The sequence below is a fragment of the Sulfitobacter profundi genome, from assembly GCF_042661425.1.
Lineage (GTDB): Bacteria > Pseudomonadota > Alphaproteobacteria > Rhodobacterales > Rhodobacteraceae > Sulfitobacter > Sulfitobacter profundi.
The window spans coordinates 3,045,197-3,067,535 of record NZ_JBHSWA010000001.1; the positions used below are offsets into that span (position 1 = coordinate 3,045,197).

A 22,339-nucleotide genomic window follows, 5' to 3' on the forward strand; every position below is an offset into this window, starting at 1 on the left:
GGGTCAAGGCGTGATCCGGTAGACGGTGCCATTGCCCTCTGAGATGAACCAGATCGCACCTTCGGGGCCTTCGACGACATCGCGCACGCGGGCAGTCTCGGCGGTTTTGATCTGCTGGACCTCTTCCAGCGGGTCACCGCTCAGCCGAGCGATATAGTCGAACTTGAGCGAGCCTACGAAGATATCGCCCTCCCATTCGGGGAATTGCGCGCCGGAGTAGACCACCAGCCCCGCAGGCGCGATGGAGGGATCCCAGTAGAATTCGGGCTGCGCCATTCCTCTTTCGAGGTGCCCTCGCCGATCTTCGCACCCGAATAATGCTCCCCGTAGGAAATTACCGGCCAGCCGTAATTCGTGCCCTTGGTGATGCGGTTCACCTCGTCGCCGCCCTTGGCCCCGTGCTCCGACACCCAAAGCCGCCCGTCCAAATCCAGCCCCGCGCCTTGCGGGTTGCGGTGGCCATAGGACCAAATCTCGGGCAGCACATCGGGCATATCGACAAAGGGATTGTCGTCGGGGATCGAGCCGTCGCGGTTCACGCGGATGATGCTGCCGTTATGGGTGCTGCGGTCTTGGGCTGCGGGGCGATCGCCCCGTTCGCCGATGGTCACCAGCAGCGTGCCATCCGGCGCCTCGACCACGCGAGAGCCGAAGTGCTGCCCGCCGTTGCTGCCCGGTTTCATGGCGAAAAGCTCAGTCAAGTTTTCCAGAGTGCGGGCGTCCTCAGACAATCTGGCGCTGGCCAAAGCGGTGCCCGCGCCGCCGCCCTCTTGGGGTTTGGCATAGGTCAGGAATAACAGGCGGCTCTGCGCGAAATCCTCGGCCAGGGTGATGTCCAACAGACCGCCCTGCCCGACCACGGCCACCTCGGGCAGGCCCGACACCTCATGCTGTGCGCCGTCTTTTTGGTAGATCAGCCGCCCGGCTTTCTCGGTGACCAACAGGCCGCCGTCGGGCATGGGGGCGATGCCCCAAGGCGCCTCTAGACCCTCGGCTATGGGGGTGATCGTCAGGCTGCTCTGGGCGCTTACCGCGCCTGCGGCGCAGAGGCTGCTAAGGCTGATGAAAGTGGCGGTCGCGAATTGTTTGGCGGATGTCACGGGCAGGCTCCTTTGGGCGTGGGGGCTTGGAACAAGACATAGCCAGCAAGCGGCCCATTTCCAGCATTCCACTCGGCACACGCGAAAAGCCGCCCGCGCAGACCACGTGATAAATCGCCTTTTCTTTTTCGAAACCACGACCTAACGTTCGATCAGAACGAGAGTTCAACTAAGGGAGAGTACCAAATGAAAAAAATATTGATGGCCACAACGGCCGTAGCTTTGCTCGCCACCGGCGCGCATGCAGAAGACACAAAAATCGGCATTCTGCTGGGCTTCACCGGCCCGCTGGAATCGTTGGCCAATGACATGGCTGCCGGTGCCGAACTGGCGATTTCCGAAGTTAATGAATCCGGCATGTTCCTCGACGGTGCCACCGTTTCGTCCGAGCGTGGCGACACCGGCTGCATCGACGCGGGTCTGGCCGTGGCTTCCGCTGAGCGTCTGATCACCTCTGATCGCGTCAGCGGCATTGTGGGCGGCATGTGCTCGGGCGAGACGACTGCCTCGCTGCAGAACGTCGCTATTCCGAACGGCATCGTGATGATCTCGCCATCGGCGACATCGCCTGCTCTGTCGACCGTCGAAGACAACGGCCTGTTCTTCCGCACATCACCGTCTGACGCGCGTCAGGGTCAGGTCATGGCCGACATCTTGAACGACCGTGGCATCAAAGAAGTCGCCGTCACCTATACCAACAACGACTATGGTAAGGGTCTGGCCGACAGCTTCGAGACCGCGTTCAAGGAATCCGGCGGCACCGTCACCATCAACACATCGCATGAAGACGGCAAAGCGGACTATTCCGCCGAAGTCGGCGCGCTGGCCTCTGCCGGTGGTGAAGTGCTGATCGTTGCAGGCTACGTCGACCAAGGCGGTGCGGGCATCGTGAACGGCGCGCTGGACGCAGGCGCGTTCGACACCTTCATGTTCCCCGACGGCATGGTCTCCGACACGCTCGAAGAAAAATTCGCCGAGATCGCGGATGGCTCTTTCGGTCAGAACCCAAGCGCCTCTGGCGAGGGTCCGGACAACTACAAGAAGATGGGCGAAGAAGCTGGTTTCGAGCCGACCAACGCCTTCTCGCCCGAAGCCTATGACGCGGCGGCTCTGATGCTGCTGGCGATGCAGGCCGCAGGGTCCAACGATCCGGCGATGTACAAAGAAAAAGTGATGGAAGTCGCCAACGCACCGGGCGAAAAAATCCTGCCGGGTGAGCTGGGCAAAGCGCTGCAGATCATCAAAGACGGCGGCGATGTCGACTATGTCGGTGCGTCGGCGGTTGAGCTGATCGGACCGGGCGAAAGCGCGGGCAGCTACCGTGAGATCGAAATGAAAGACGGTAAGATGGTGACGGTCGGCTACCGCTGATCTAAGCTTCGTCTGAAACACTTGCAGAGGCCCGGTTGCATCGCGATCGGGCCTTTTGCTTGGGAAATCGGCTTTTCTTCCGCGCAGGCAGCCAGTACAAAACTCCTATTGAGGACGTGGAAAACGCGTCCCGTCTGGGAGGACAGGATGAAAAAGCAACAGATGGCCGTGCCGGTCAGGGCTCTGAGCATGTATCTTGCTGGGTGTGATTTCGGCAATGCTGCGCGATCTGCCTTTAACGAGGCAGCGGCAAGCTTTCTTCATAAAAGGACCGCAGCGGTCCCTTCCAAGAATCTCAGCAGACTGTAAACAGGTAAGGCAGCGCGGATATGCGCGGCCCACCGCAAGACGACCAATAAAAACCAGCCACAAGGTGGCGGACACGGGGATGGACATATGATCGTCGTAGACGACGTACACAAACACTTCGGCGGGTTTCACGCCGTCGACGGGGCAAGCCTGTCGATTGAAAAGGGATCGATCACCGGATTGATCGGCCCCAATGGCGCGGGTAAAACCACGCTGTTCAACGTTATCGCAGGCGTGCTGCAGCCCACTTCGGGCCGGGTGACCATGGACGGTGAAGACATCACTGGCCTGCCCCCGCATGAGCTGTTCCATAAAGGGCTGCTGCGCACCTTCCAGATTGCGCATGAATTTTCGTCGATGTCATGCCGTGAGAACCTGATGATGGTGCCGGGCAACCAGTCGGGCGAAACACTGTGGAACACATGGTTCGGTACCAAGCGCATCGCCGATGAGGAACGCGCACTGAAAGCCAAGGCCGATGAGGTGCTGGAATTCCTGACCATCGAACATCTGTCCGAGCAAAAGGCCGGTCAGATCTCGGGCGGCCAGAAAAAGCTGCTGGAACTGGGCCGCACCATGATGGTGGATGCCAAGATCGTCTTTCTGGATGAGGTCGGCGCGGGCGTGAACCGGACGCTGCTCAACACCATCGGCGACGCCATCATCCGCCTGAACCAAGAACGCAATTACACATTCGTCGTCATTGAGCATGACATGGATTTCATTGGCCGCCTTTGCGATCCAGTGATCTGCATGGCCGAGGGCCACGTGCTGGCCGAAGGCACGCTGGATGAGATCAAGGCGAACGAGCAGGTGATCGAGGCCTATCTCGGCACTGGTCTGAAGAACAAGGACAAGGTAGGCGCATGAGCAATGATCCCTACGGCGACCGCGGCAACAAAGATTGGTCGGTCGGCAACGCAAAGGGCCAAGGCAGCATCATGCCCAAGGCCAGCGGCAAAACTCACCCCGCCCCCGGCGGCCCCTTTCTGATCGGCGACAGCATGACCGCCGGATACGGCGCGGGCCCCGACATTCTGCATGACTGCACCATCGCAGTGGATCGCGGCGAAATCGCCGTGATCGTCGGCCCCAATGGTGCGGGCAAATCCACGGGTATGAAGGCGGTCTTTGGTATGCTCGACATGCGCAAAGGCCATGTGCGGCTGGATGGGGAGGATATCACCAATCTCAGCCCGCAAGACCGGGTGGCCAAGGGCATGGGCTTTGTGCCCCAGACCTCAAACATCTTTACCTCGATGACGGTCGAAGAGAACCTAGAGATGGGGGCCTTCATCCGCCGTGATGATTTCCGCGATACGATGGCGCAGGTCTATGACCTCTTCCCGATCCTCAAGGAAAAGCGCAATCAGGCGGCGGGCGAATTGTCGGGCGGTCAACGCCAGCAGGTCGCCGTGGGCCGGGCGTTGATGACGCAGCCGAAGGTTCTGATGCTCGATGAGCCGACAGCGGGTGTCTCGCCCATCGTGATGGACGAACTCTTTGACCGGATCATTGAGGTGGCCCGCACCGGCATCCCGATCCTGATGGTCGAACAAAACGCCCGTCAAGCGCTTGAGATCGCAGACAAAGGCTATGTGCTTGTGCAGGGGGCGAACGCCTTTACCGGCACCGGCAAAGAGCTTTTGGCCGATCCTGAAGTCCGCAAATCGTTTCTGGGGGCTGAACATGGATCTGCTCAACGCAATTATTGCACTTTCGAACTATGTGCTCATTCCGGGCATCGCCTATGGCTCTCAGCTGGCGCTTGGCGCGCTTGGCGTGACGCTGGTCTACGGCATCCTGCGGTTTTCCAACTTCGCCCATGGCGACACGATGGCCATGGGAACCATGGCGACGATCCTGATAACTTGGCTGTTCCAGTCCATGGGTCTCAGCCTCGGCGTGCTGCCCACGGCGCTTCTGGCCCTGCCCTTCGGCATCGCCTTTGCCATGCTGCTGGTGCTGGGCACCGACAGGGTGGTCTATAAATTCTACCGCGAGCAAAAGGCCAAGCCGGTGATCCTTGTGATCGTCAGCCTCGGTGTGACCTTTATCTATAACGGCATCACCCGCTTCATCATTGGCGCGGACGATCAGAACTTCCTCGACGGGCAGCGCTTCATCATGTCGGCGCGGGATTTCAAAGAGATGACCGGCCTGCGCGAAGGTCTGGCCTTCAAGACGACCCAAGGCATCACCATCATCACCGCGATCATCGTTGTGGCCGTGCTGTTCTGGTTCCTCAACAAGACCCGCGCGGGCAAATCCATGCGGGCCTATTCCGACAACGAGGATCTGGCGCTTTTGTCGGGCATCAACCCTGAGCGGGTGGTGATGATCACATGGATGATCGTGGCCGCACTCGCGACTATCGCGGGCACACTTTACGGCCTTGATAAGTCGTTCAAACCCTTCACCTATTTCCAACTTCTGCTGCCGATCTTCGCGGCGGCCATCGTCGGCGGGCTTGGCTCTCCGGTGGGGGCGATCGCGGGCGGCTTCGTGATCGCATTCAGCGAAGTCACGATTACCTATGCGTGGAAAAAGGTGCTGGGCTATGTGATGCCCGAAGGGCTGCAGCCTGACGGCTTGGTGCAACTTATGAGCACGGATTACAAATTTGCGGTCAGCTTCGTCATTCTTCTGATCGTTCTGCTGATCAAGCCCACCGGCCTGTTCAAGGGGAAATCGGTATGACCCAGACTTCGAAAAACACGATCCTTTTCGGGATCATCGCCCTGATGATCATCTACACTGGCTTTGCCCAAAGCTGGAACTCTGCCCTGCTTATCATCGCCATGGGCCTGATCTCTTCGATCATGGCGCTTGGGGTGAACCTGCAATGGGGTTTTGCGGGGCTGTTCAACGTCGGCGTCATGGGCTTTGTCGCCTTGGGCGGTCTGGCGGCTGTGCTGGTCTCCATGCCCCCGACCGAGGGCGCTTGGTCCACCGGTGGTTTCGCCATTCTGGGGGCGCTGGCCCTTGGGGCGGGCACCGTGGTGGCGGCGGTCATGCTGATGAAACGCATGGCCCCCGGCACGGCGCGCACCCTTGCGGTGATCGCGGTGCTGGTCATCGGTTTCTTCATCTTCCGCGCCCTGCTCGATCCTGCGGTTGAGGCTGTCGAGGCGATCAACCCCGCGCAGACCGGCTATCTTGGTGGTCTTGGCCTGCCGGTGCTGATCTCTTGGCCTGTGGGTGGTCTCTTTGCTGCGGGGGCGGCTTGGCTGATCGGTAAGACGGCGCTTGGCCTGCGGTCGGACTATCTGGCGATTGCCACGCTGGGGATTGCCGAGATCATCATCGCGGTGCTGAAAAACGAAGACTGGATGAGCCGCGGCGTGAAAAACGTGATCGGCCTGCCCCGTCCGGTGCCCTATGAGATCGATTTGCAGAACAGCGCCTCCTTTGTGGAACGCGCCGCCGGCTTCGGGTTTGACCCGGTGGAGGCCTCGACGCTTTGGGTCAAGCTGCTTTATATCGCGCTTTTCGCGGCGGTGCTGATCCTTTTGCTGTGGATGAGCCAGCGTGCGCTGCATTCCCCTTGGGGCCGGATGCTACGGGCAATCCGTGACAACGAGGTCGCGGCAGAAGCCATGGGCAAGGATGTCACCGCGCGGCATTTGCAGGTTTTCATCCTCGGCTCTGCCATCTGCGGCATTGCGGGTGCGATGATGACCACGATGGACAGCCAGTTGACGCCGGGCACCTATCAGCCGCTGCGCTTTACCTTCCTTATCTGGGTGATGGTGATCGTTGGCGGGTCGGGCAACAACTTCGGCGCGATCTTGGGTGGTTTCCTGATCTGGTTCCTCTGGGTGCAGGTCGAACCGATGGGTCTGTGGCTGATGAGCCTGATCACCGCTGGCATGTCCGAAGGCTCGGCTTTGAAGGCGCATCTGATCGAAAGCGCCGCGCATATGCGGCTGTTGACCATGGGCGTCGTGCTGCTGCTGGTGCTACGCTTCAGCCCACGCGGGTTGATCCCCGAGCGGTAAGCTGTGGGTGAGATCCCCTCACGAAAAGGGGCGCGGTATTGCTACCGCGCCCCTTTTTTGTCTGTCCAGCCTCTCAGCGCCCTTTGAACAAGCCGCCTAAGATGCCGCGTACGATACGGCGCCCGGTGGTGCCTTTCAGCTCTTTGATCACCGCGCTTGCGATGGCATCGCCAAACCCGTCTGATGCCTTGCGGCCCGACCGGCTGCCGCCGCCGCTGCGCGCCCCGCCATAGCGGCGGGCCTTTTGAAACTCGCGGGCGGCTTCATCCTCTGCCTCGGCGGCGGCTTCGATTTTCTCGGCCTCTTTGGCCGCCGCTTCCGCGCGGGCCTTCAGCATCTCATAGGCCGAGTTGCGGTCTTGAATGGTCTCGTATTTCCCCGCCAGATCGGACTCCGCCAGCATCGCCGCACGCTCTGCCACCGTGATTGGCCCCAGCCGAGAAGACGGCGGGCGGATCAAGGTGCGCTCCACCACGCCCGGCACGCCCTTGCGTTGCAGCATAGAGGTCACCGCCTCGCCCACGCCGACCTCGCGGATCGCCTCTTCGGTGTCGAAACGCGGGTTTTCGCGGTAGGTCTCTGCGGCTTGGCGCAGTTCCTTGCGGTCGCGCGCCGTAAAAGCGCGCAGCGCGTGTTGGATGCGGTTGCCAAGCTGGCCCAAGATATCGTCGGGCACATCGGCCGGGTTTTGGGTGACAAAATAGACGCCGACCCCCTTGGAGCGGATCAGGCGTGCCACCTGCTCTACCTTGTCGACCAGCGCCTTGGGCGCGTCGTCAAACAGCAGATGCGCCTCGTCGAAGAAGAACACGAGCTTCGGTTTGTCGGGGTCGCCGACCTCGGGCAGTTCCTCGAAAAGCTCGGACATGAGCCACAGCAGGAAGGTGGCATAGAGCTTGGGCGAGGCCATGAGCTTGTCGGCGGCGAGGATGTTGATCCGTCCGCGGCCTTCGGCATCGCAGCGCATGAGGTCCGACAGCGCCAGCGCCGGTTCGCCAAACAACTGCGCGCCGCCTTGGTTCTCCAGCACCAACAACCGCCGCTGGATCGTGCCCACCGACGCGGTCGAGACATTGCCATAGCGCAGCGCCAAGTCCTTTGCATTCTCGCCCACCCAGACCAGCAGGGATTGCAGGTCTTTCAGGTCCAAAAGGGGCATCCCCTCTTCGTCAGCCACGCGAAAGGCGATGTTCAGGATGCCCTCCTGTGCCTCGGAAAGGCTGAGCAATCGAGCGATCAGCAGCGGGCCCATCTCGGAAACGGTGGTGCGGACGGGGTGGCCCTGCTGCCCAAAGAGATCCCAAAAGGTCACCGGAAAGGATTGATAGGCATAGTCGTTAATGCCGATCTTTGCCGCGCGTTCGGTGAAGGGGACATGCAGTTTGGCGGTCTCGCTTCCTGCGATTGCAAGGCCCGACAGATCGCCCTTCACATCCGACAGAAACACCGGCACCCCGGTATTGGCAAAACCCTCGGCAAGGATTTGCAGCGTCACCGTCTTGCCCGTGCCCGTCGCCCCCGCGATCAGCCCGTGGCGGTTGGCATAGCCGAGGTCGAGGAATTGCTTGGTCGCATAGTCGGGACCGCCGCCGCCGATAAAGATGTCACTGCTCACGCTGGGGCCTTTCTGTCAAATTTAGCCATTCGTCCGTTCCACTAGAGCATACAAACTTAACCTTTGCGCGCCATAGTGAAGGCACCCCGCCCGCATGTCCTTCTTTCGGTTGGGTGTACTTCCTCCCTGTTAGACTTGGCCGCGCCCTCGGGTGCGGCCCTTTTTCTGCCAAGGACTGTCGCGGGCCCCTGACAGATTGTCGCATTTTTCCTGTTGACCGGCATCACCTGCTTGCCTAACGTGGCATTAATAAGTCGGCCCAGTCCGACGGGGAGAAAGTACATGGAAAGGGGCGCGCTGCGTCCCCTTTTGCATTTGTGCCGCCTAAACCCTTGAGAACGTAGGGAAACCGCCCCCGCGCAGGTCGGCATGAAATTGCCCGAACCATTATTGAAATGCGGCCATGGCCACTGACAATCCCGCGGCGGCGTGGTAAGGGGCGGTAACGCAACAAATGTGGATATGACATGAGCAAGTTTATGACCGCCCTGCCGCTTTGTGCAGCGCTTGCACTGACGGCCCCAATGACGGCTTTCGCCCAGACCGCCACGGAAGAAGAGCCAGCACAGACCGAAGAGCAGCAGCCCCAGCCCGGCACCAGCGGCAATGCCGCCCAGATCGAAGAACAGCTGAGCCTTGGCGAAGACGCGGACAAAGACCCCGAACTGGGCAAGCCCTACACCAAGAAAGAGATCGGCTCTTGGGAGATGCGCTGCATCAAGACCGAGGAAGAGGTCGACCCCTGCCAGATGTACCAGCTCCTCGCTGATGGCGAAGGCGCGCCGGTTGCCGAAGTCTCGCTTTTCCGTCTGCCTGATGGTGGTCAGGCCAAAGCCGGTGCCACGGTTGTTGTCCCGCTTGAGACCGCCCTGCCCGCACAGCTGACCCTGTCGGTCGACGGTGGAAAAGCCCGCCGCTATCCCTATGCCTTTTGCAACCCGGTGGGCTGCTACGTGCGCATGGGTCTGACCGATGCCGATATCGGCGCCTTCAAACGCGGCAAGCAAGCGGTGCTGACCATCGTGCCCGCCCTTGCCCCGGATCAAGAAGTGAAACTGACACTCTCGCTCGACGGGTTCACCGCGGGCTATGACGAAGTGTCGGTGATCGAGCAGTAAGACACTGCTGGTGACGTGAGTTTAGATGCCGCTCCCGACCTCGGGGGCGGCATTTTTCGTTGCCGGTTCTGGGATCAGGTGCGGCGCAGCGCCAAGACGGCGTTCATCCCGCCAAAGGCGAAGGCATTGCTGAGCGCCACATCGACCTGCGCCTCCCGCGCCTCATTGGGCACCACGTCTAGGGCGCATTCCGGGTCGGGTTCTTCATAGCCGATGGTGGGGGCGATCACCCCATCGCGCAGCGCCATGATACAGGCCAAAAGCTCAACCGCGCCGGTGCCGCCGATGACATGGCCGTGCATCGACTTGGTGGAGGAAATCATCAACCGATCCGCATGGGTGCCGAAAACATCCGCCACGGCGGCGCATTCGGTCTTGTCGTTGGCCGCCGTCCCGGTGCCATGAGCATTGATATAGCCGACCTCTTCGCGGTTGATCCCCGCATCCTGCAGCGCACCCTGCATGGCCCGCGCGGCCCCGGCCTTGGAAGGCATGACGATGTCGCTGGCATCCGAAGTCATGGCGAAACCTGCAACCTCGCAAAGGATTTCGGCCCCCGTGCCCGCGCGTGGTCATAGTCTTCGAAGACAAAGACCCCCGCGCCCTCGCCTTGCACCATCCCATTGCGGTTGGCCGAGAAGGGCCTGCACGCATCGCGGCTCATCACGCGCAGCCCTTCCCACGCCTTAACACCGCCGAAGCACAGCATCGATTCCGATCCCCCCGTCACCATCACCGGGCTCATGCCAGAGCGGACCATAGCAAAGGCCTGCGCCATCGCGTGGTTGGACGACGCGCAGGCGGTCGACACGGTAAAGGACGGACCACGCAGGTTCCACTCCATGCTGACATGGCTAGCGGCGGCGTTGTTCATCAGTTTGGGCACCACGAATGGATGAACCCGGTTTTTGCCCTCTTCATAGACCGCGCGATAGTTGTCGTCCCACGTGGACACACCACCGCCCGCCGTGCCCAGCACCACCCCGGCGCGGGCGGCCAACTCATCGGTGAAGGTCAGCCCCGACTGCTCAATCGCTTCGCGTGCGGCGGCGAGGGTGAATTGGGTGAAACGGTCATAAAGTGCGATCTGCTGGCGGTTGTAGCGCCCTTCGGCCTCAAACCCGCGCACCTGCCCGCCAATCCGGATGGCCAGCCGCTCCACATCGCGGAACTCCAGCGGGCCGATGCCGCATTTGCCTTCGCGCATCGCGGCGAGCGTCTCTGGCACCGACAGGCCCAGAGCGTTGATCGTGCCGGCGCCGGTGATGACAACTCTCTTCATGCGCTTAGCTATGTTCGGCCTTTAGCCGCTCCACTCCGGCGACGATGCTGCGCACGGTCGAGATGTCGAAATCGCTTTCGCTGGGGCTATTGGCATTAAAGGGCACGTTGATATCAAACGTCTCTTCAATGGCGAAGATGCTTTCGACGACCCCCATGCTGTCGATGCCCAGATCCTCCAGCGTGCTGTCCAGCGTGACATCCTCCGGCTCAATCATGGCCTGTTCGGCGAGGATGGTGATGACCTGATCCTGAGTGCTCATGGCGGCGTCCCTCACATATGTCCGCGGCAGGTTTAGTCAGCCTTGTCGGCTTTGGAAACCAGCTTCTGCAAGGCTGCGACATCACGCAGCAGTTTGGGCAAGCGGCGCAGCGCCTTGTAGATTTCGGTCTGCTTGCTCATCTGCGTGGCGGGATAGCCGAGCATCGTGCGGCCCTCGGGTACGTTGGACAATACAATCGTCCCGCCGCCTGCGATCACCCGGTCGCCGATCGTGATGTTGTCGGCCAGACCGACCTGCCCGCCCAGCACAACATTGTCGCCCACGCGGGTTGAGCCGCCGACTCCGGCCTGCCCGCAAAGCAGACAGTTTTTGCCGATCACCGCGTTATGGCCGATGTGGACAAGGTTGTCGATTTTCGTGCCATCGCCCACGCGGGTATCCCGGATGGTGCCATTGTCGATGGTGGAGCCCATGCCCATTTCAACATCCGCGCCGATGGTCACCGCGCCGAGCGAATGAATGCGGGTCCAAGGCTGTGGCGCGGCGTCGCCCTGATCGCCCAGCGTTTGCCGGGCTTTTTCGACCGTGGACAGCTCTGCCGTCACAAAGGAGAAACCATCGCCGCCCAAACGCACGCCGGACTGCGCGATGAAGCGTGGGCCGATGGTCACGCGCGCGCCGATGCTGACGTGTTCGCGTAGGAAACAGGCCTCGCCCAATGTCGCATCCACGCCGACAAAGCACAGCGGTCCGATGACGCTCCCTGCGCCAATCGTAGCCCCGGCAGAGATCACCGCCAGCGGGCCGACCGAGACGTCATCACCAAGCACGGCCTCGGGGTCGATCACGGCTGTAGGATGGATGCCCGGCTTGAACCCCTGCCCTTTGTCGAGCATGCGCGTCACACCGGAAAGCGCATAGCGCGGACGGTTCGGCAAGATTGCCGCCTTGAGACCCAGAGCCCGCCAATCCGCGCCTTCCCAGAGCATCGCCACCTCGGCGGCACCCTCAGAAAGGCTGCTGGCATAGCGCGGGTCCATCGCCAGCGCCATCTCACCCTGTTTGGCACTGGCCGGTTCGGCGACGCCGCTGACCATGAGTTCGATGTCGCCCTCGGCGCTGGCGCCGACGGCTTTGGCGATTTGCTGAACACTATAGGTCATTTCGGGCGGCCCTTACTTGTTGCGCGCCCGAGAGTTACCCCTGAACGCCGCGCAAGGCCACCCCCGCCTTGGCCAGCGCGTTCCAGATCAGCGCATCCCGGCCATAGACGTCATCGCGGTATTCGGTGTGACCACGGGCGTTGGTAACGGCTGTGCGGTAGATCAGATGCACGGGGACCGGCTCTTTCAAGACGATCCGCGTTTCACGCCCGCTGCGCAGCACGGCCTGAAACTCCCCTCAGGGTCTGCCGATTGCCGTGCCAGAAGCGCATAGGCAAACTCAAACGGCTCGGCCAAACGCACACAGCCATGGCTAAAGGCGCGCACGTCGCGGTCGAACAGGCTCTTGGCCGGGGTGTCATGAAGGTAGATGTTGTATTTGTTGGGGAACATGAACTTCACCAGACCCAGAGCATTGGTGTTGCTGGGCGGCTGACGCATGGAAAAGGGGAAGGTCCGCGCGGTGTATTTGCTAAAATTCACGGCACCGCGGTTCACCTTCCGGCCACTTCTGTCGGTGATTTCAATATGGCTCACCGCATTACGGTTCTGCTTAAGCTGCGGCAGGTATTCCCCAACGATGATCGAGCGTGGGACGTACCAGCTTGGGTTGACCACCATATGCTCCATCACATCCGAAAATTCCGGCGTCGGGCGGTCTTCGCGGGCTGCCCCAACGACCGAACGGGTCTGGAAGGTGGTCTTGCCATCGTCGATGATCTTGGCCGAGAAATCGGGGATGTTCACAAGGATATGACGTTTGCCGCGGTCGGTGTTGAACCACCGCTCGCGCTCCAGCGCCACCATGACTGATTGCAGCCGCTGCTCTACACCGATGTTGATCTGCTTCATCGTGGCCGGACCTGCGACACCATCGGTGTTCAGCCCATGGGCCTCTTGGAACTGGCGCACGGCATCGGTGAGGCTGGCGTCATAGCCAACGGCGTTGGACCGCTCCAGATAGCCCATGGCGATAAGACGGTTGCGCAGTGCGATCACGTCATTGCCAGTATCGCCCGGCTCAAGCTTGCCTGCGGGAACCGATGGGCCCCAGCCGCCCTGCGACAGCAGCTTTTCCATCGCGATTTTCTCTTTGAGCAGCGCATTGTACTCAAGGCTGCGCGGCGGCAAGGCGCGGAAATAAGCAGCGGGAGTGGATTTGGGCAGGTCTTGCAGATAGGTCTTGCGGTCACGGTAAGGGATTTCACGCACGATCTGGCTGATGATCCGCTTGGGGATCAGCACGCCGGTCTGTATGTCGCGAGCGTAGCGCAGGAAGACGCGGCTCAGTTCAACTTCGGCGAATCCCCGGTCGCGCGGGCTCTGCGCGTTGCGCAGCATGTCCAGAACGGCATCGGGGTTATAGCGCGTCACCGGCAGGCCGTGGTCATCCGCCGTGGTGATCGCCCGCAGCAGTTCCGAACGGCGCACACGGTGTTCCTCGGCGGCACCGGTCCAGATCGCGGCGTAGTCATTTTCGCGGTAGAAAGCAGCGATATCATCGTCCTGCGCGGCGGCCTCGGCGACCGCCTGTTTGAAGGCAGTGACCTGCGCCGTGGCGGGCGCGGCAAAGATCAACGCCGTGATCATCAGGGCCAGCCCCGCGATAAGATTGGGCAGATGCCGTGAAGATGTCGCGCTGAATCCCATGTCGTTCCCCGTGAATTTACCATTGCCGCCGAGCGACCCTATTGCCTGCCCGGTTTGCCAATAATAAGACGCGCAAGTCCATTCAAATTTCCGTTCGCAGGGAAATCTGGTTTTGGTCTGTGCGCATCGGGCATCGGTTTTCCCTGTAAACATTGGGTTTTTTAACCACATTGCGCAAAAACTTGCCTAAATTTGTACCTCTCGGGAACCTTTCCGATTCAGCCCTTGGTCAGATTTTCCCGCTATGCAATAACAATGTTGCATCTGGGGATGAGATGAATGGCCCATGTAACATCTTGGGTAACTTAGGCAGACGACGGGACAGAGACACATGACAGGCACAAGCTCCTCGGGTATGACCCGACGCGCCCTTCTGGGTGCATTCGCAGCAACCACCGTTGCAGCAGCTCCCACCTTCTCTAACGCGGCAGGTTTTCTGCGTGGCGCTGGCGATATTCGCCGCATCCGCATGTTCTCCGGCCGCACAGGCGAACGGCTGGACATGATCTATTGGATCGAAGGTCACTATATCAAAGACGCCTTTGCCGAGATCAACCACTTTATGCGCGATTGGCGGACGGATGAGGTCACCAACATGGACCTGCGTACCGTCGACATCATGGCCGCGTCGCATAACCTGCTGGATGTGAATGAGCCCTATATGCTCCTGTCCGGCTACCGCAGCCCAAAGACCAACGCGATGTTGCGCTCCCGCTCTAGCGGTGTGGCCAAGAACTCGCTGCACCTCAAAGGTCAGGCCGCTGACCTGCGCCTCGCATCGCGCTCGGTGCATCAGGTGGCCCGTGCGGCGATGGCCTGCGGCGGCGGCGGTGTTGGGCGCTATTCCGGCTCCAACTTCACCCATATGGACTGCGGCTCGGTGCGCAGCTGGGGCGGTTGATCGCAGCCTCTCCGGTGAAATGAGTGGTTTGTTAAGGGCGCCTTCGGGTGCCTTTTTTGTTGCGCGCTTTTGTTGCGCGCGGGCTTTCCCCATGGCGCGCCTCTACGGTCGCGCTGGAATAAGACCGGGGAGCGACATGCAGCCAAAGGGTACAGCGCGAATTGCGGTGATCGGATTCGGGCCACGGGGCCTTGGCGCGTTGGAGGCCCTGTCACAGCGCCTCAAGTTCACCGACCGCCGCGTGCAGATCGATATTTACGAGCCCGGCCCCTACCCCGGCGCCGGACCAAACTTCGCCCCATCAGAGCCGGCCTATTGTCTGCTCAACATCCCATACCGCGATATCGCCATCCGGCCGCCGCAAGGAACGACCGTGGGGCGCTTTGCGGACTGGCAAGACAGGCCCATCGATCCCGACAGTTTCCCATCCCGCGCCGATATGGGCCGCTACCTTAACGCGCGTTGGGACGATCTTTTTGCACAGGGTTTTAAGCAAACCGGCGCGATGCTCAGGCTAATCCCGGCCCAAGTCTCGCGGATCTCGCGGAAAGACTCAGGCTGGCGTGTCGAATCGAAGTCCGGCGCGGAGGCAGTCTATAACGAGGTCCTTCTCACCCTCGGCCAGCCGCCCGTAGAGGCGGACGCGCAATGGGCCGGTTGGCAAGATCACGCGGCGCAGACCAAGGCGGAGGTCGCGCAGGCCTATCCTGCGGCAGCGCTCGGTGAACAGGCGGCGGGCTGGCAGGGCAAGCAAGTCGCCATCCGGGGCTTGGGTCTGTCGACCTATGACGTGTTGCGCAGCCTGACCACGGCGCAGGGCGGCGGTTTCGATGCGGCGGGCTATCACGCCTCGGGCCGGGAGCCGAGGCGCATTCTGCCCTTCTCGCTCAACGGTCAGCCGCCCTTCCCCAAACCGGAGAATGCCGCCCTCGACGCGTTTTTCGAGCCATCACCGGAGGAGACCGCCCGTTTCACCCAAGCCGCCACGGCAGCGGTCAGCGCGGGGCCTGAGGTGGCACCCTCGCTTATCTCTGGGGCCTTGATGCCCGTGGTGGCCCGCATCCTTGGGCCGCAGAATGTGAGCGAGGCGGAGGTCGCGGAGTGGCTGGAAACGGAATGGTCAGACCCCGGCGCGCAGGACCGTCTGCCCCCGATGGACGCCCTGCGCTATGGGATAGACCTAGCCGCCGGAGAGGTCGCACCAAGCCCCGGCTACGCGCTTGGGCAGGTTTGGCGCAAATGGCAGGATCAATGGCGCGCCGCCTTTAATCCGGGCCACGCAACCCCGGAGACGGCAAAGCGGTTGATAGACTTCGACGAGGGGCTAAAGCGGTATTCTTACGGGCCGCCCCTGTCGTCGGCGCGAGAACTGCTGGCCCTGATCGACGCGGGATTGGTTGATCTGGCGCTCACCATAAACCCCGAAATCGCGGAGACAGAGCAAGGTTGGACCCTCCGCTCACAAGGGCGGGAGGCGAAAGTCTCAGTTATTATCGACGCGGTGCTTCCCGCGCCGGATCTCTCCAACATCAAGGGCCCGCCCCTGCCCGACCTTATCACGCAGAGTCTTCTCGCGCCGGTTTCAACCGATCTGGCCGCGGCGATTGCGCCGGACGGCACCCTATGTGACCAAGGCGGACACCCCGTTCCCGGCCTGTGCCTATTGGGCCGTTTGGCGCTTGGCAGCGTGACGGCGGTGGATTCGCTGCATGATTGCTTTGGCCAATCCGCCGACCGTTGGGCGCAGGGCGTGATTGAGAGACTGTCGGCCTAAAGCGCTGTTGAAAAGCTACAACAGTTTGTGATCCCGTTATAATGATGGAACAGCCCGGCCCTGAAACGGTTTCCTCTTCAACACGAGACTGAAGAATAGGGGAAAGACGCAATGAGAAGACGACATTTCATCACCGGTATAGCAGCCAGCGGCGCAGCATTCAGCGGCGGCCTCGCCACGCCCGCATTGGCGCATCCGCCCAAGGAAATGCCGAACTATGATGTGCCGCCAGAGATGATGCCGCGCAAAGTGCCGATCGCGGCAGGCGCGCCGCCCTATGAGATCCACGTCGATCCCGATAACTTCGCGCTCTACTGGACGCTGCCCGACAATATGGCGTGGCGCTATACCGTGGGTGTCGGTCGCCCCGGTCTCTACGAATCCGGTGAGTTCTACGTGGGCGCCAAGAAGGAATGGCCAAGCTGGACCCCGACGCCGGATATGATCGACCGTGAGCCGGAGAAATACGAGAAATACGCCGATGGTATGGATGGCGGTCTGGACAACCCACTAGGGTCTCGGGGCCTCTACCTCTTTACCGAAGAGCGCGGCGACACCTTTCTGCGGATCCATGGCACCAACGATCCCAGCACGCTGGGCAAGCGCGTCTCCAACGGCTGCGCCCGTCTGGTGAACGACCAGATGGCCGAGCTTTATGACCGGGTGCCGATGAACACCCGTGTGGTGCTTTACGAGCCGCTGGGCTAAGTGATCCCGCAGTACAAACAGAGTGCCCGGAGCGGAGAATATCCGCTTCGGGCATCTTTTTGCCGCCAAACCAAACGCAAAGATTGAAACATTCTACACGGGCTGAGGAGCAGGCCGCGCAGCGGCGTGGGACACGTTCCTGCGACGGGTCTGCAACAGGGCTTGAAGGGGGCATCTGGCCCCTATTTGCAGTGCGCACTAAGCGTTTGAGAGTGATAAAAGCCTATACTAACCAGTCTGTTGGACAGTTTCCGCAAATTGTTACGGTTCAATCGCGGGGCGTCTCGCTTTGACACGGCGCGGTGAGCCGAGTTGCTTTGTAACAGCACACTGTCACCCTTTAATATCATTGTATCGAACGGGCCTCCCGACCTCCCCGCCTCTCCCCAGAGCGAGTAAGCCGCCGCCCTTTCCCAAACCTGAAAGGACCTGAAAATGAAACTCTTTATTGTAACTGCCGCCGCCACTTTGATCGCCACTGCCAGCCTTGCCGGTCAGTCGACCCGCTACGAAGACCTGCGGCTCGACACCTCCGTGACCTCTGGCGTCGTCTACGCTGAGCAGGCCGGTGCCACCCGTCCAAATGAACGCGCTGCAGACCTTCGGCTAGAAACATTCTCGGATGATCGCGCGCCTGTCGCCACCTTCTCAACCAACGGCTTGCAGAGCAGCTTGGGCGAAGGTTTTGCCTATGGCGGTTTTGGGGCGGGCAACGACTCCCGCTGAGCCGGCGTGAATAGGACTGAGAAGGCCCGGACCGAGAGGTGCCGGGCTTTCTTGCATGCACCAGCGAACGGCCCAGACGGGCTGAAAAACTATATTCTCAAAAAAAGGGGAAAATGGCGGAGCGACAGGGATTCGAACCCTGGAGACGGTCTCCCGCCTACACACTTTCCAGGCGTGCGCCTTCGACCACTCGGCCACCGCTCCGTTGATGCGCGGTTTAGCTTGGGGGGACAGTGAGTTGCAAGAGCGAAATCCTCCCAAGACAGATAAATTTGCCTAACCGCCCAGATGGACATAGACCCGGCGGTTCAACCGGCCCTTTTTCTCAATCTTTCCAAGGCGAAGCGCGCCGATTTCGCCGGTTCGGGCCACATGGGTGCCGCCACAGGGCTGCAAGTCGATGGGGTCTTGCGCGTCACCAATGCGGATCAGACGAATGTCACCCCGCCCGCGCGGCGGCGCGACGGACATGGTTTTGACCAGTTCCGGGGCCGCATCAAGTTCGGCTTCGGTGATCCAATCCTCGCTCACCCGCGCGTCGAGGGAGACGAAGTGGTTCAGCGCCTCTTCCAGCTCCGCCCGGTCTTGGGGCGCATCGGGCATGTTGAAATCAAGCCGTCCGTGGCTGGCCGAGATCTGCCCCCCGTCACCGGATGCGGGATCACGACCGACAACAGATGCAGCGCCGTATGCACGCGCATATGTTTGTGGCGCCGGTCCCAGTCGAGCTCTTGGGTCACATAGGCCCCGACGGGCGGCAGGGCACGCGGCTCGGCCGGAACCAGCGCGATACGGCCACTGTCACGGTCGCGCACGGTGGTGGCGATGGAGAGTTCCTGTTTGTCCCATGTCAGCCAGCCGCTGTCGCCCGGCTGGCCGCCCCCAGTGGGGTAGAACAGGGAATTGTCCAAGATCACCCCGCCCTCTGGCGTATGGGCCGCCACGCGGGCCGGCGCGTCGCGCAGATAGGTTTCCTCTCGAAACAGTTCGCCTGTCATGCCTGTGGCTCCGCCTTTTCGCTGCCCTCGTCCTGCGCGGGCGCGGCATCGCTTTTCAAAGCCTCAGGATTGCGCAGCCAGAGATCACGCTGAGCAAAGGGAATTTCGATCCCTTCTTCGTTGAAGCGAGCGGCGATGGCATGGTTGATGTCGTTTTTGACTTTCATCATCCAATTGACATCCCGCAGGTAGCAACGGACCTCAAACTCCAGCGCGTCGGCACCGAAGTTTAGGAACAGCACCGCGGGCGGCGGGTTGGTCAGCACGATGGGCTGCGCTTGGGCGATCTCTTGCAAGATGCCTTCCACCCGTTTGGTATCGGTGCCATAGGCCACGCCCACGGGCACGATCAGGCGGCCCACGGTATTGCCCCGAGTGTAATTGGTGACCGTGCCGCTGATCAGATCGGCATTGGGCACGATGACATCGGTACGGTCAAAGGTCTCGATCCTTGTCGAACGCACCGAGATGTCGCGCACATAGCCCATCTGGCCGCCAACCTCGATCCAATCGCCTTCGGAGATCGGGCGTTCGATCAACAGGATGATCCCCGACACGAAGTTCGACACCACGTTTTGCAGACCGAAACCGATACCGACCGACAGCGCACCGGCGACATAGGCAAGCGCGGATAGGTCGATCCCGGCCCCGGTAATGGCCAGCAGCGCGGCGAGGAAAATACCGACATAGCCAATCCCCGAGACGATGGCGTTCTGTCCGCCGATGTCCATCCGCGTCTTTGGCAGGACGTTGCTGCGCAGCGCACCTTGAATAAGACGGGTGGCGGCATAGCCGATCACGAAAATCACTGCGAAAGAGAGGAAGTCCGTCGGACGGATCCGCGTCTCGCCAAAGGCGAAGCCTCGGCTGAAGAGCGCCCAAAGCTCGGTCAGATCGGTGACCCGCGCGCCCCATGCCAAAGCCATCACCGGCAGCGAGAGCAGCAGTAGGATCAGGCCAAAGAACACCGGCATCAGCGCATCACGCGCCTGCACGCCCTGCCCGGTCATCGCGCCGTAGACGTCCGCTAAGAAGCGTTGCAGCGTCATCACCAGCCCCAAGAGGACCAGCGTCGTGACGTAAGGCGGCAGCAGCGACACGGCGGCGTTGTAATAGCCACTGATCAGCAAAAGCGGTGCCACCACGGCCACGATCATCGCGCCCAAGCCCAGACCGCGCACCACGCGGCTAAGGGTCGAAACGCGCGGCTCTTCAGAGGCCGGGGCATCCTCCGCCACCGGGTCGCTGTGGCCGTGCAGAATGCGACCGATGCGGAACAGCGCAAAGGCGCTGAGCAGCATCACAGGCAGGCGCAGCACCGCTTCGGTGGTCTCAGCCGGTTGCTGCCCGTCGAAAATCGCACGGATAATCGCGCCCAGAATGACGGTCACTGTGATTATGCTGACGTAAAAGCGTACGGCTTTCCGCTCGGGGCGCGGAAGCAGGATCAGCGCCTCGTCTTCGTCGCGCGAAAACACCCGCTCGGCCACCCAGCGAACGCCGAGCATCGCGCCGCCAATTACAGGGAGAAGCTGCACCAAGGCAGAGCCGCGAGGCCCCAGCCAATCGGTCGCCAGTACGGCCATGGCCAGCAAGACCAGACCAACCGTGGGCAGGATGATCCGCAAAAGCGAAACCACGAAGCGCCAGATGCCAAAGCCGCGCGCGCCGAACTGCTGGAGCCGCCCAACGATTGTCGTCGACCAGTGGTGACCGCGGAAAATCAGCACCAGGCCGAGTACGGTGAGCCCCAGAACCGCAGGGAGCGATGATCTCAGGTTGCGACGTGCGGTATCGGCATCATCCGGCGCTTCGGCGGCGATTTCACCCGCTGCGGTGGCTAAATCGTCGATTGCCGTGCGCCAGTGAACCGGGTTGAGCGGCGTGGGCACGACCTCCATTAACTGTTCGGTCTGACGTTCGCGCAGTGCCACGTCGATTTGGCCGATCAGCGCATCGGCCCGCAGGTACGCCGCTTCGGCCCGCTGAACCGGCGTCAGCAGGGTGTTGAGCTGTCGGTTCAGCTCTTCACGGTTGGCGGCGACCTCGGGCGATTCTGGCTCTGCCCCTCGCCTTCGGGCGGGGAGCCAAGGGCAGCTATTTGTTCCCGCAGCGCGTTGATCCGCGCCGCGTTTAGATTTCGCGCCGCGTCGAATTTAGTGCGGTACTCGACCAGCCGGGCGCGCTGCACCTCTAGCATGGTCTCGGTTGTGTCCGTCGCGTCGATGGCTTCTTCAGCGGTGGACGCGACGGATTCCCATTGGTCAAAATCCGGCAGAACCGGCTCTTGAGCGACTGCAGCGCCGGTCAGCCAGACCAGCAACGCGGTAAGGCCGAGGGCGAAGCGGAGCATTTGGGTCATGTATCCTCGAAAACACCTGGGATGGATTGTGGTGCGGCATCAAGCCAGTTGGGCGTCGGCAGCCCCTTCTCGCGCAGGAACTCTGGATTGAAGAGCTTGGACTGATAGCGCGTGCCGAAATCGCAAAGCACGGTGACGATCGTATGCCCCGGCCCCATCTCTTTCGCCATGCGGACGGCCCCCGCGACATTCACGCCCGAAGACGCACCAAGGCAAAGCCCTTCGTTCTCCAGCAGGTCAAAGACCACCGGCAGGGCCTCTTCGTCAGACACGTTATAGGAATAGTCCGGCTTGAAGCCTTCGAGGTTCGCGGTGATCCGCCCCTGCCCGATGCCTTCGGCGATGGAGCTGCCTTCGGACTTCAACTCGCCTTGGGTGTAGTAGTTGTGCAGTGCCGCGCCATCGGGGTCGGCCAGTGCGATTTTCACGCCCTTGGGCTGCAGCGCCATGGCCACGCCAACCAGCGTGCCGCCAGAGCCGACCGCACAGCAGAAACCATCCACTTTGCCGCCTGTCTGTTCCCAGATCTCGGGGCCTGTCGTCTCAATATGCGCCTGACGGTTGGCGGTATTGTCGAACTGGTTGGCCCAGATCACCCCTTCGGGCGTGGTCTTGGCCAGTTCCTTGGCCAAACGCTCGGAATAGCGGACGAAGTTGTTGGGGTTTTTGTAAGGAGCCGCAGGCACCTGCACCAGTTCGGCACCGGCAAGCCGCAGCATGTCTTTCTTTTCCTGCGACTGGGTCTCAGGAATAACGATAACGGTTTTGAACCCCATCGACGCGCCCACAAGCGCAAGCCCGATGCCGGTGTTGCCCGCCGTGCCTTCGACAATGGTGCCGCCGGGCTTCAACTCGCCCCGCGCAATGGCATCGCGGATGATGAACAGCGCCGCGCGGTCCTTGACCGACTGACCGGGGTTCATGAATTCCGCCTTGCCCAGAATTTCGCAGCCGGTCTCTTCGCTCGCGCCGCGCAGCCGGATCAGCGGTGTGTTTCCAATGGCCTCGGCCAGATCTTTTGCAACCTGCATGTTTGCC

15 protein-coding genes, 1 tRNA gene and 5 pseudogenes are annotated in these 22,339 nt (G+C 61.4%); 10 read left to right on the top strand and 11 right to left on the bottom strand.

From position 1 onward, the window contains the following. Positions 1–3 precede the first annotated feature (3 nt). Positions 4–959 (bottom strand): annotated as a pseudogene (locus ACFQAU_RS15815) (PQQ-dependent sugar dehydrogenase). A 327-nt stretch (positions 960–1,286) separates the two neighbouring features. Here ACFQAU_RS15815 and ACFQAU_RS15820 point away from each other — a divergent pair. From ACFQAU_RS15820 to ACFQAU_RS15840, 5 genes and pseudogenes are all read left to right on the top strand, one after another. Then, positions 1,287–2,471 carry an ABC transporter substrate-binding protein gene (locus ACFQAU_RS15820; RefSeq protein WP_120351073.1) on the top strand — a complete coding sequence of 395 codons (1,185 nt, stop codon included), beginning with the start codon at positions 1,287–1,289 and terminating at the stop codon, positions 2,469–2,471. A 396-nt stretch (positions 2,472–2,867) separates the two neighbouring features. Continuing rightward, on the top strand, positions 2,868–3,650 hold the full coding sequence (locus tag ACFQAU_RS15825) for an ABC transporter ATP-binding protein (protein WP_067628634.1): 783 nt from the start codon (positions 2,868–2,870) through the stop codon (positions 3,648–3,650). Further along, positions 3,647–4,462, top strand: a pseudogene (locus ACFQAU_RS15830) (ABC transporter ATP-binding protein); the annotation flags it as partial. The gene ACFQAU_RS15825 and the pseudogene ACFQAU_RS15830, both read left to right, overlap by 4 nt. A gap of 7 nt (positions 4,463–4,469) precedes the next feature. Beyond that, a complete protein-coding gene (locus ACFQAU_RS15835) occupies positions 4,470–5,480 on the top strand; it encodes a branched-chain amino acid ABC transporter permease (protein ID WP_067628635.1) in 1,011 nt (336 codons plus the stop codon). Further along, the gene (locus ACFQAU_RS15840; RefSeq protein WP_132443398.1) at positions 5,477–6,781 is read left to right on the top strand and encodes a branched-chain amino acid ABC transporter permease; all 1,305 of its coding nucleotides are present in this window, start codon (positions 5,477–5,479) and stop codon (positions 6,779–6,781) included. The genes ACFQAU_RS15835 and ACFQAU_RS15840 overlap by 4 nt, the downstream gene beginning before the upstream one ends. Before the next feature lie 73 nt (positions 6,782–6,854). Here the strand turns inward: ACFQAU_RS15840 and ACFQAU_RS15845 are convergent, their stop codons facing one another. Next, entirely contained in the window at positions 6,855–8,396 is a 1,542-nt protein-coding gene (locus ACFQAU_RS15845) for a helicase HerA-like domain-containing protein (RefSeq protein WP_132443399.1), read from the bottom strand. A 467-nt stretch (positions 8,397–8,863) separates the two neighbouring features. Between ACFQAU_RS15845 and ACFQAU_RS15850 the strand changes: the two genes are divergently transcribed. Next, positions 8,864–9,514 (top strand): invasion associated locus B family protein, encoded by a 651-nt coding sequence (locus tag ACFQAU_RS15850; RefSeq protein ID WP_132443400.1) that lies wholly within the window; start codon positions 8,864–8,866, stop codon positions 9,512–9,514. 74 nt (positions 9,515–9,588) lie between these two features. Here ACFQAU_RS15850 and ACFQAU_RS15855 read toward each other — a convergent pair. The 4 genes and pseudogenes from ACFQAU_RS15855 to ACFQAU_RS15870 form a co-directional block, all read right to left on the bottom strand. Further along, positions 9,589–10,796, bottom strand: a pseudogene (locus ACFQAU_RS15855) (beta-ketoacyl-[acyl-carrier-protein] synthase family protein). Positions 10,797–10,800: 4 nt separating this feature from the next. After that, positions 10,801–11,058, bottom strand: coding sequence for an acyl carrier protein (locus tag ACFQAU_RS15860; RefSeq protein ID WP_132443401.1), 258 nt, complete (start codon positions 11,056–11,058; stop codon positions 10,801–10,803). Between the two features lie 32 nt (positions 11,059–11,090). Then, on the bottom strand, positions 11,091–12,182 hold the full coding sequence (locus ACFQAU_RS15865) for a UDP-3-O-(3-hydroxymyristoyl)glucosamine N-acyltransferase (protein WP_132443402.1): 1,092 nt from the start codon (positions 12,180–12,182) through the stop codon (positions 11,091–11,093). A gap of 34 nt (positions 12,183–12,216) precedes the next feature. Next, a pseudogene (locus ACFQAU_RS15870) lies at positions 12,217–13,832 on the bottom strand (L,D-transpeptidase family protein). Positions 13,833–14,163: 331 nt separating this feature from the next. Here ACFQAU_RS15870 and mepK point away from each other — a divergent pair. From mepK to ACFQAU_RS15890, 4 genes are all read left to right on the top strand, one after another. Beyond that, on the top strand, positions 14,164–14,733 hold the full coding sequence (mepK, locus tag ACFQAU_RS15875; RefSeq protein WP_120351067.1) for a peptidoglycan L,D-endopeptidase MepK: 570 nt from the start codon (positions 14,164–14,166) through the stop codon (positions 14,731–14,733). A gap of 166 nt (positions 14,734–14,899) precedes the next feature. Next, positions 14,900–16,507, top strand: coding sequence for an FAD/NAD(P)-binding protein (locus ACFQAU_RS15880; protein ID WP_386283375.1), 1,608 nt, complete (start codon positions 14,900–14,902; stop codon positions 16,505–16,507). 111 nt (positions 16,508–16,618) lie between these two features. Then, on the top strand, positions 16,619–17,215 hold the full coding sequence (locus ACFQAU_RS15885; protein WP_386283378.1) for a L,D-transpeptidase: 597 nt from the start codon (positions 16,619–16,621) through the stop codon (positions 17,213–17,215). Between the two features lie 435 nt (positions 17,216–17,650). Beyond that, positions 17,651–17,941 (top strand): hypothetical protein, encoded by a 291-nt coding sequence (locus ACFQAU_RS15890; RefSeq protein WP_132443405.1) that lies wholly within the window; start codon positions 17,651–17,653, stop codon positions 17,939–17,941. A gap of 114 nt (positions 17,942–18,055) precedes the next feature. On the opposite strand, the gene ACFQAU_RS15895 is transcribed toward ACFQAU_RS15890, so the two are convergent. From ACFQAU_RS15895 to ACFQAU_RS15915, 5 genes and pseudogenes are all read right to left on the bottom strand, one after another. Beyond that, a tRNA-Ser gene (locus ACFQAU_RS15895) sits at positions 18,056–18,145 on the bottom strand. Between the two features lie 72 nt (positions 18,146–18,217). Continuing rightward, a pseudogene (locus tag ACFQAU_RS15900) lies at positions 18,218–18,939 on the bottom strand (alanyl-tRNA editing protein). Next, on the bottom strand, positions 18,936–20,873 hold the full coding sequence (locus tag ACFQAU_RS15905; protein ID WP_386283382.1) for a DUF3772 domain-containing protein: 1,938 nt from the start codon (positions 20,871–20,873) through the stop codon (positions 18,936–18,938). The pseudogene ACFQAU_RS15900 and the gene ACFQAU_RS15905 overlap by 4 nt, the downstream one beginning before the upstream one ends. 86 nt (positions 20,874–20,959) lie before the next feature. Next, a complete protein-coding gene (locus ACFQAU_RS15910; protein WP_386283385.1) occupies positions 20,960–21,301 on the bottom strand; it encodes a hypothetical protein in 342 nt (113 codons plus the stop codon). Continuing rightward, positions 21,298–22,332, bottom strand: a complete 1,035-nt coding sequence (locus ACFQAU_RS15915) for a cysteine synthase A (RefSeq protein ID WP_132443407.1) — start codon at positions 22,330–22,332, stop codon at positions 21,298–21,300. Before ACFQAU_RS15915 ends, ACFQAU_RS15910 begins: the two co-directional genes overlap by 4 nt. Positions 22,333–22,339 lie beyond the last annotated feature (7 nt).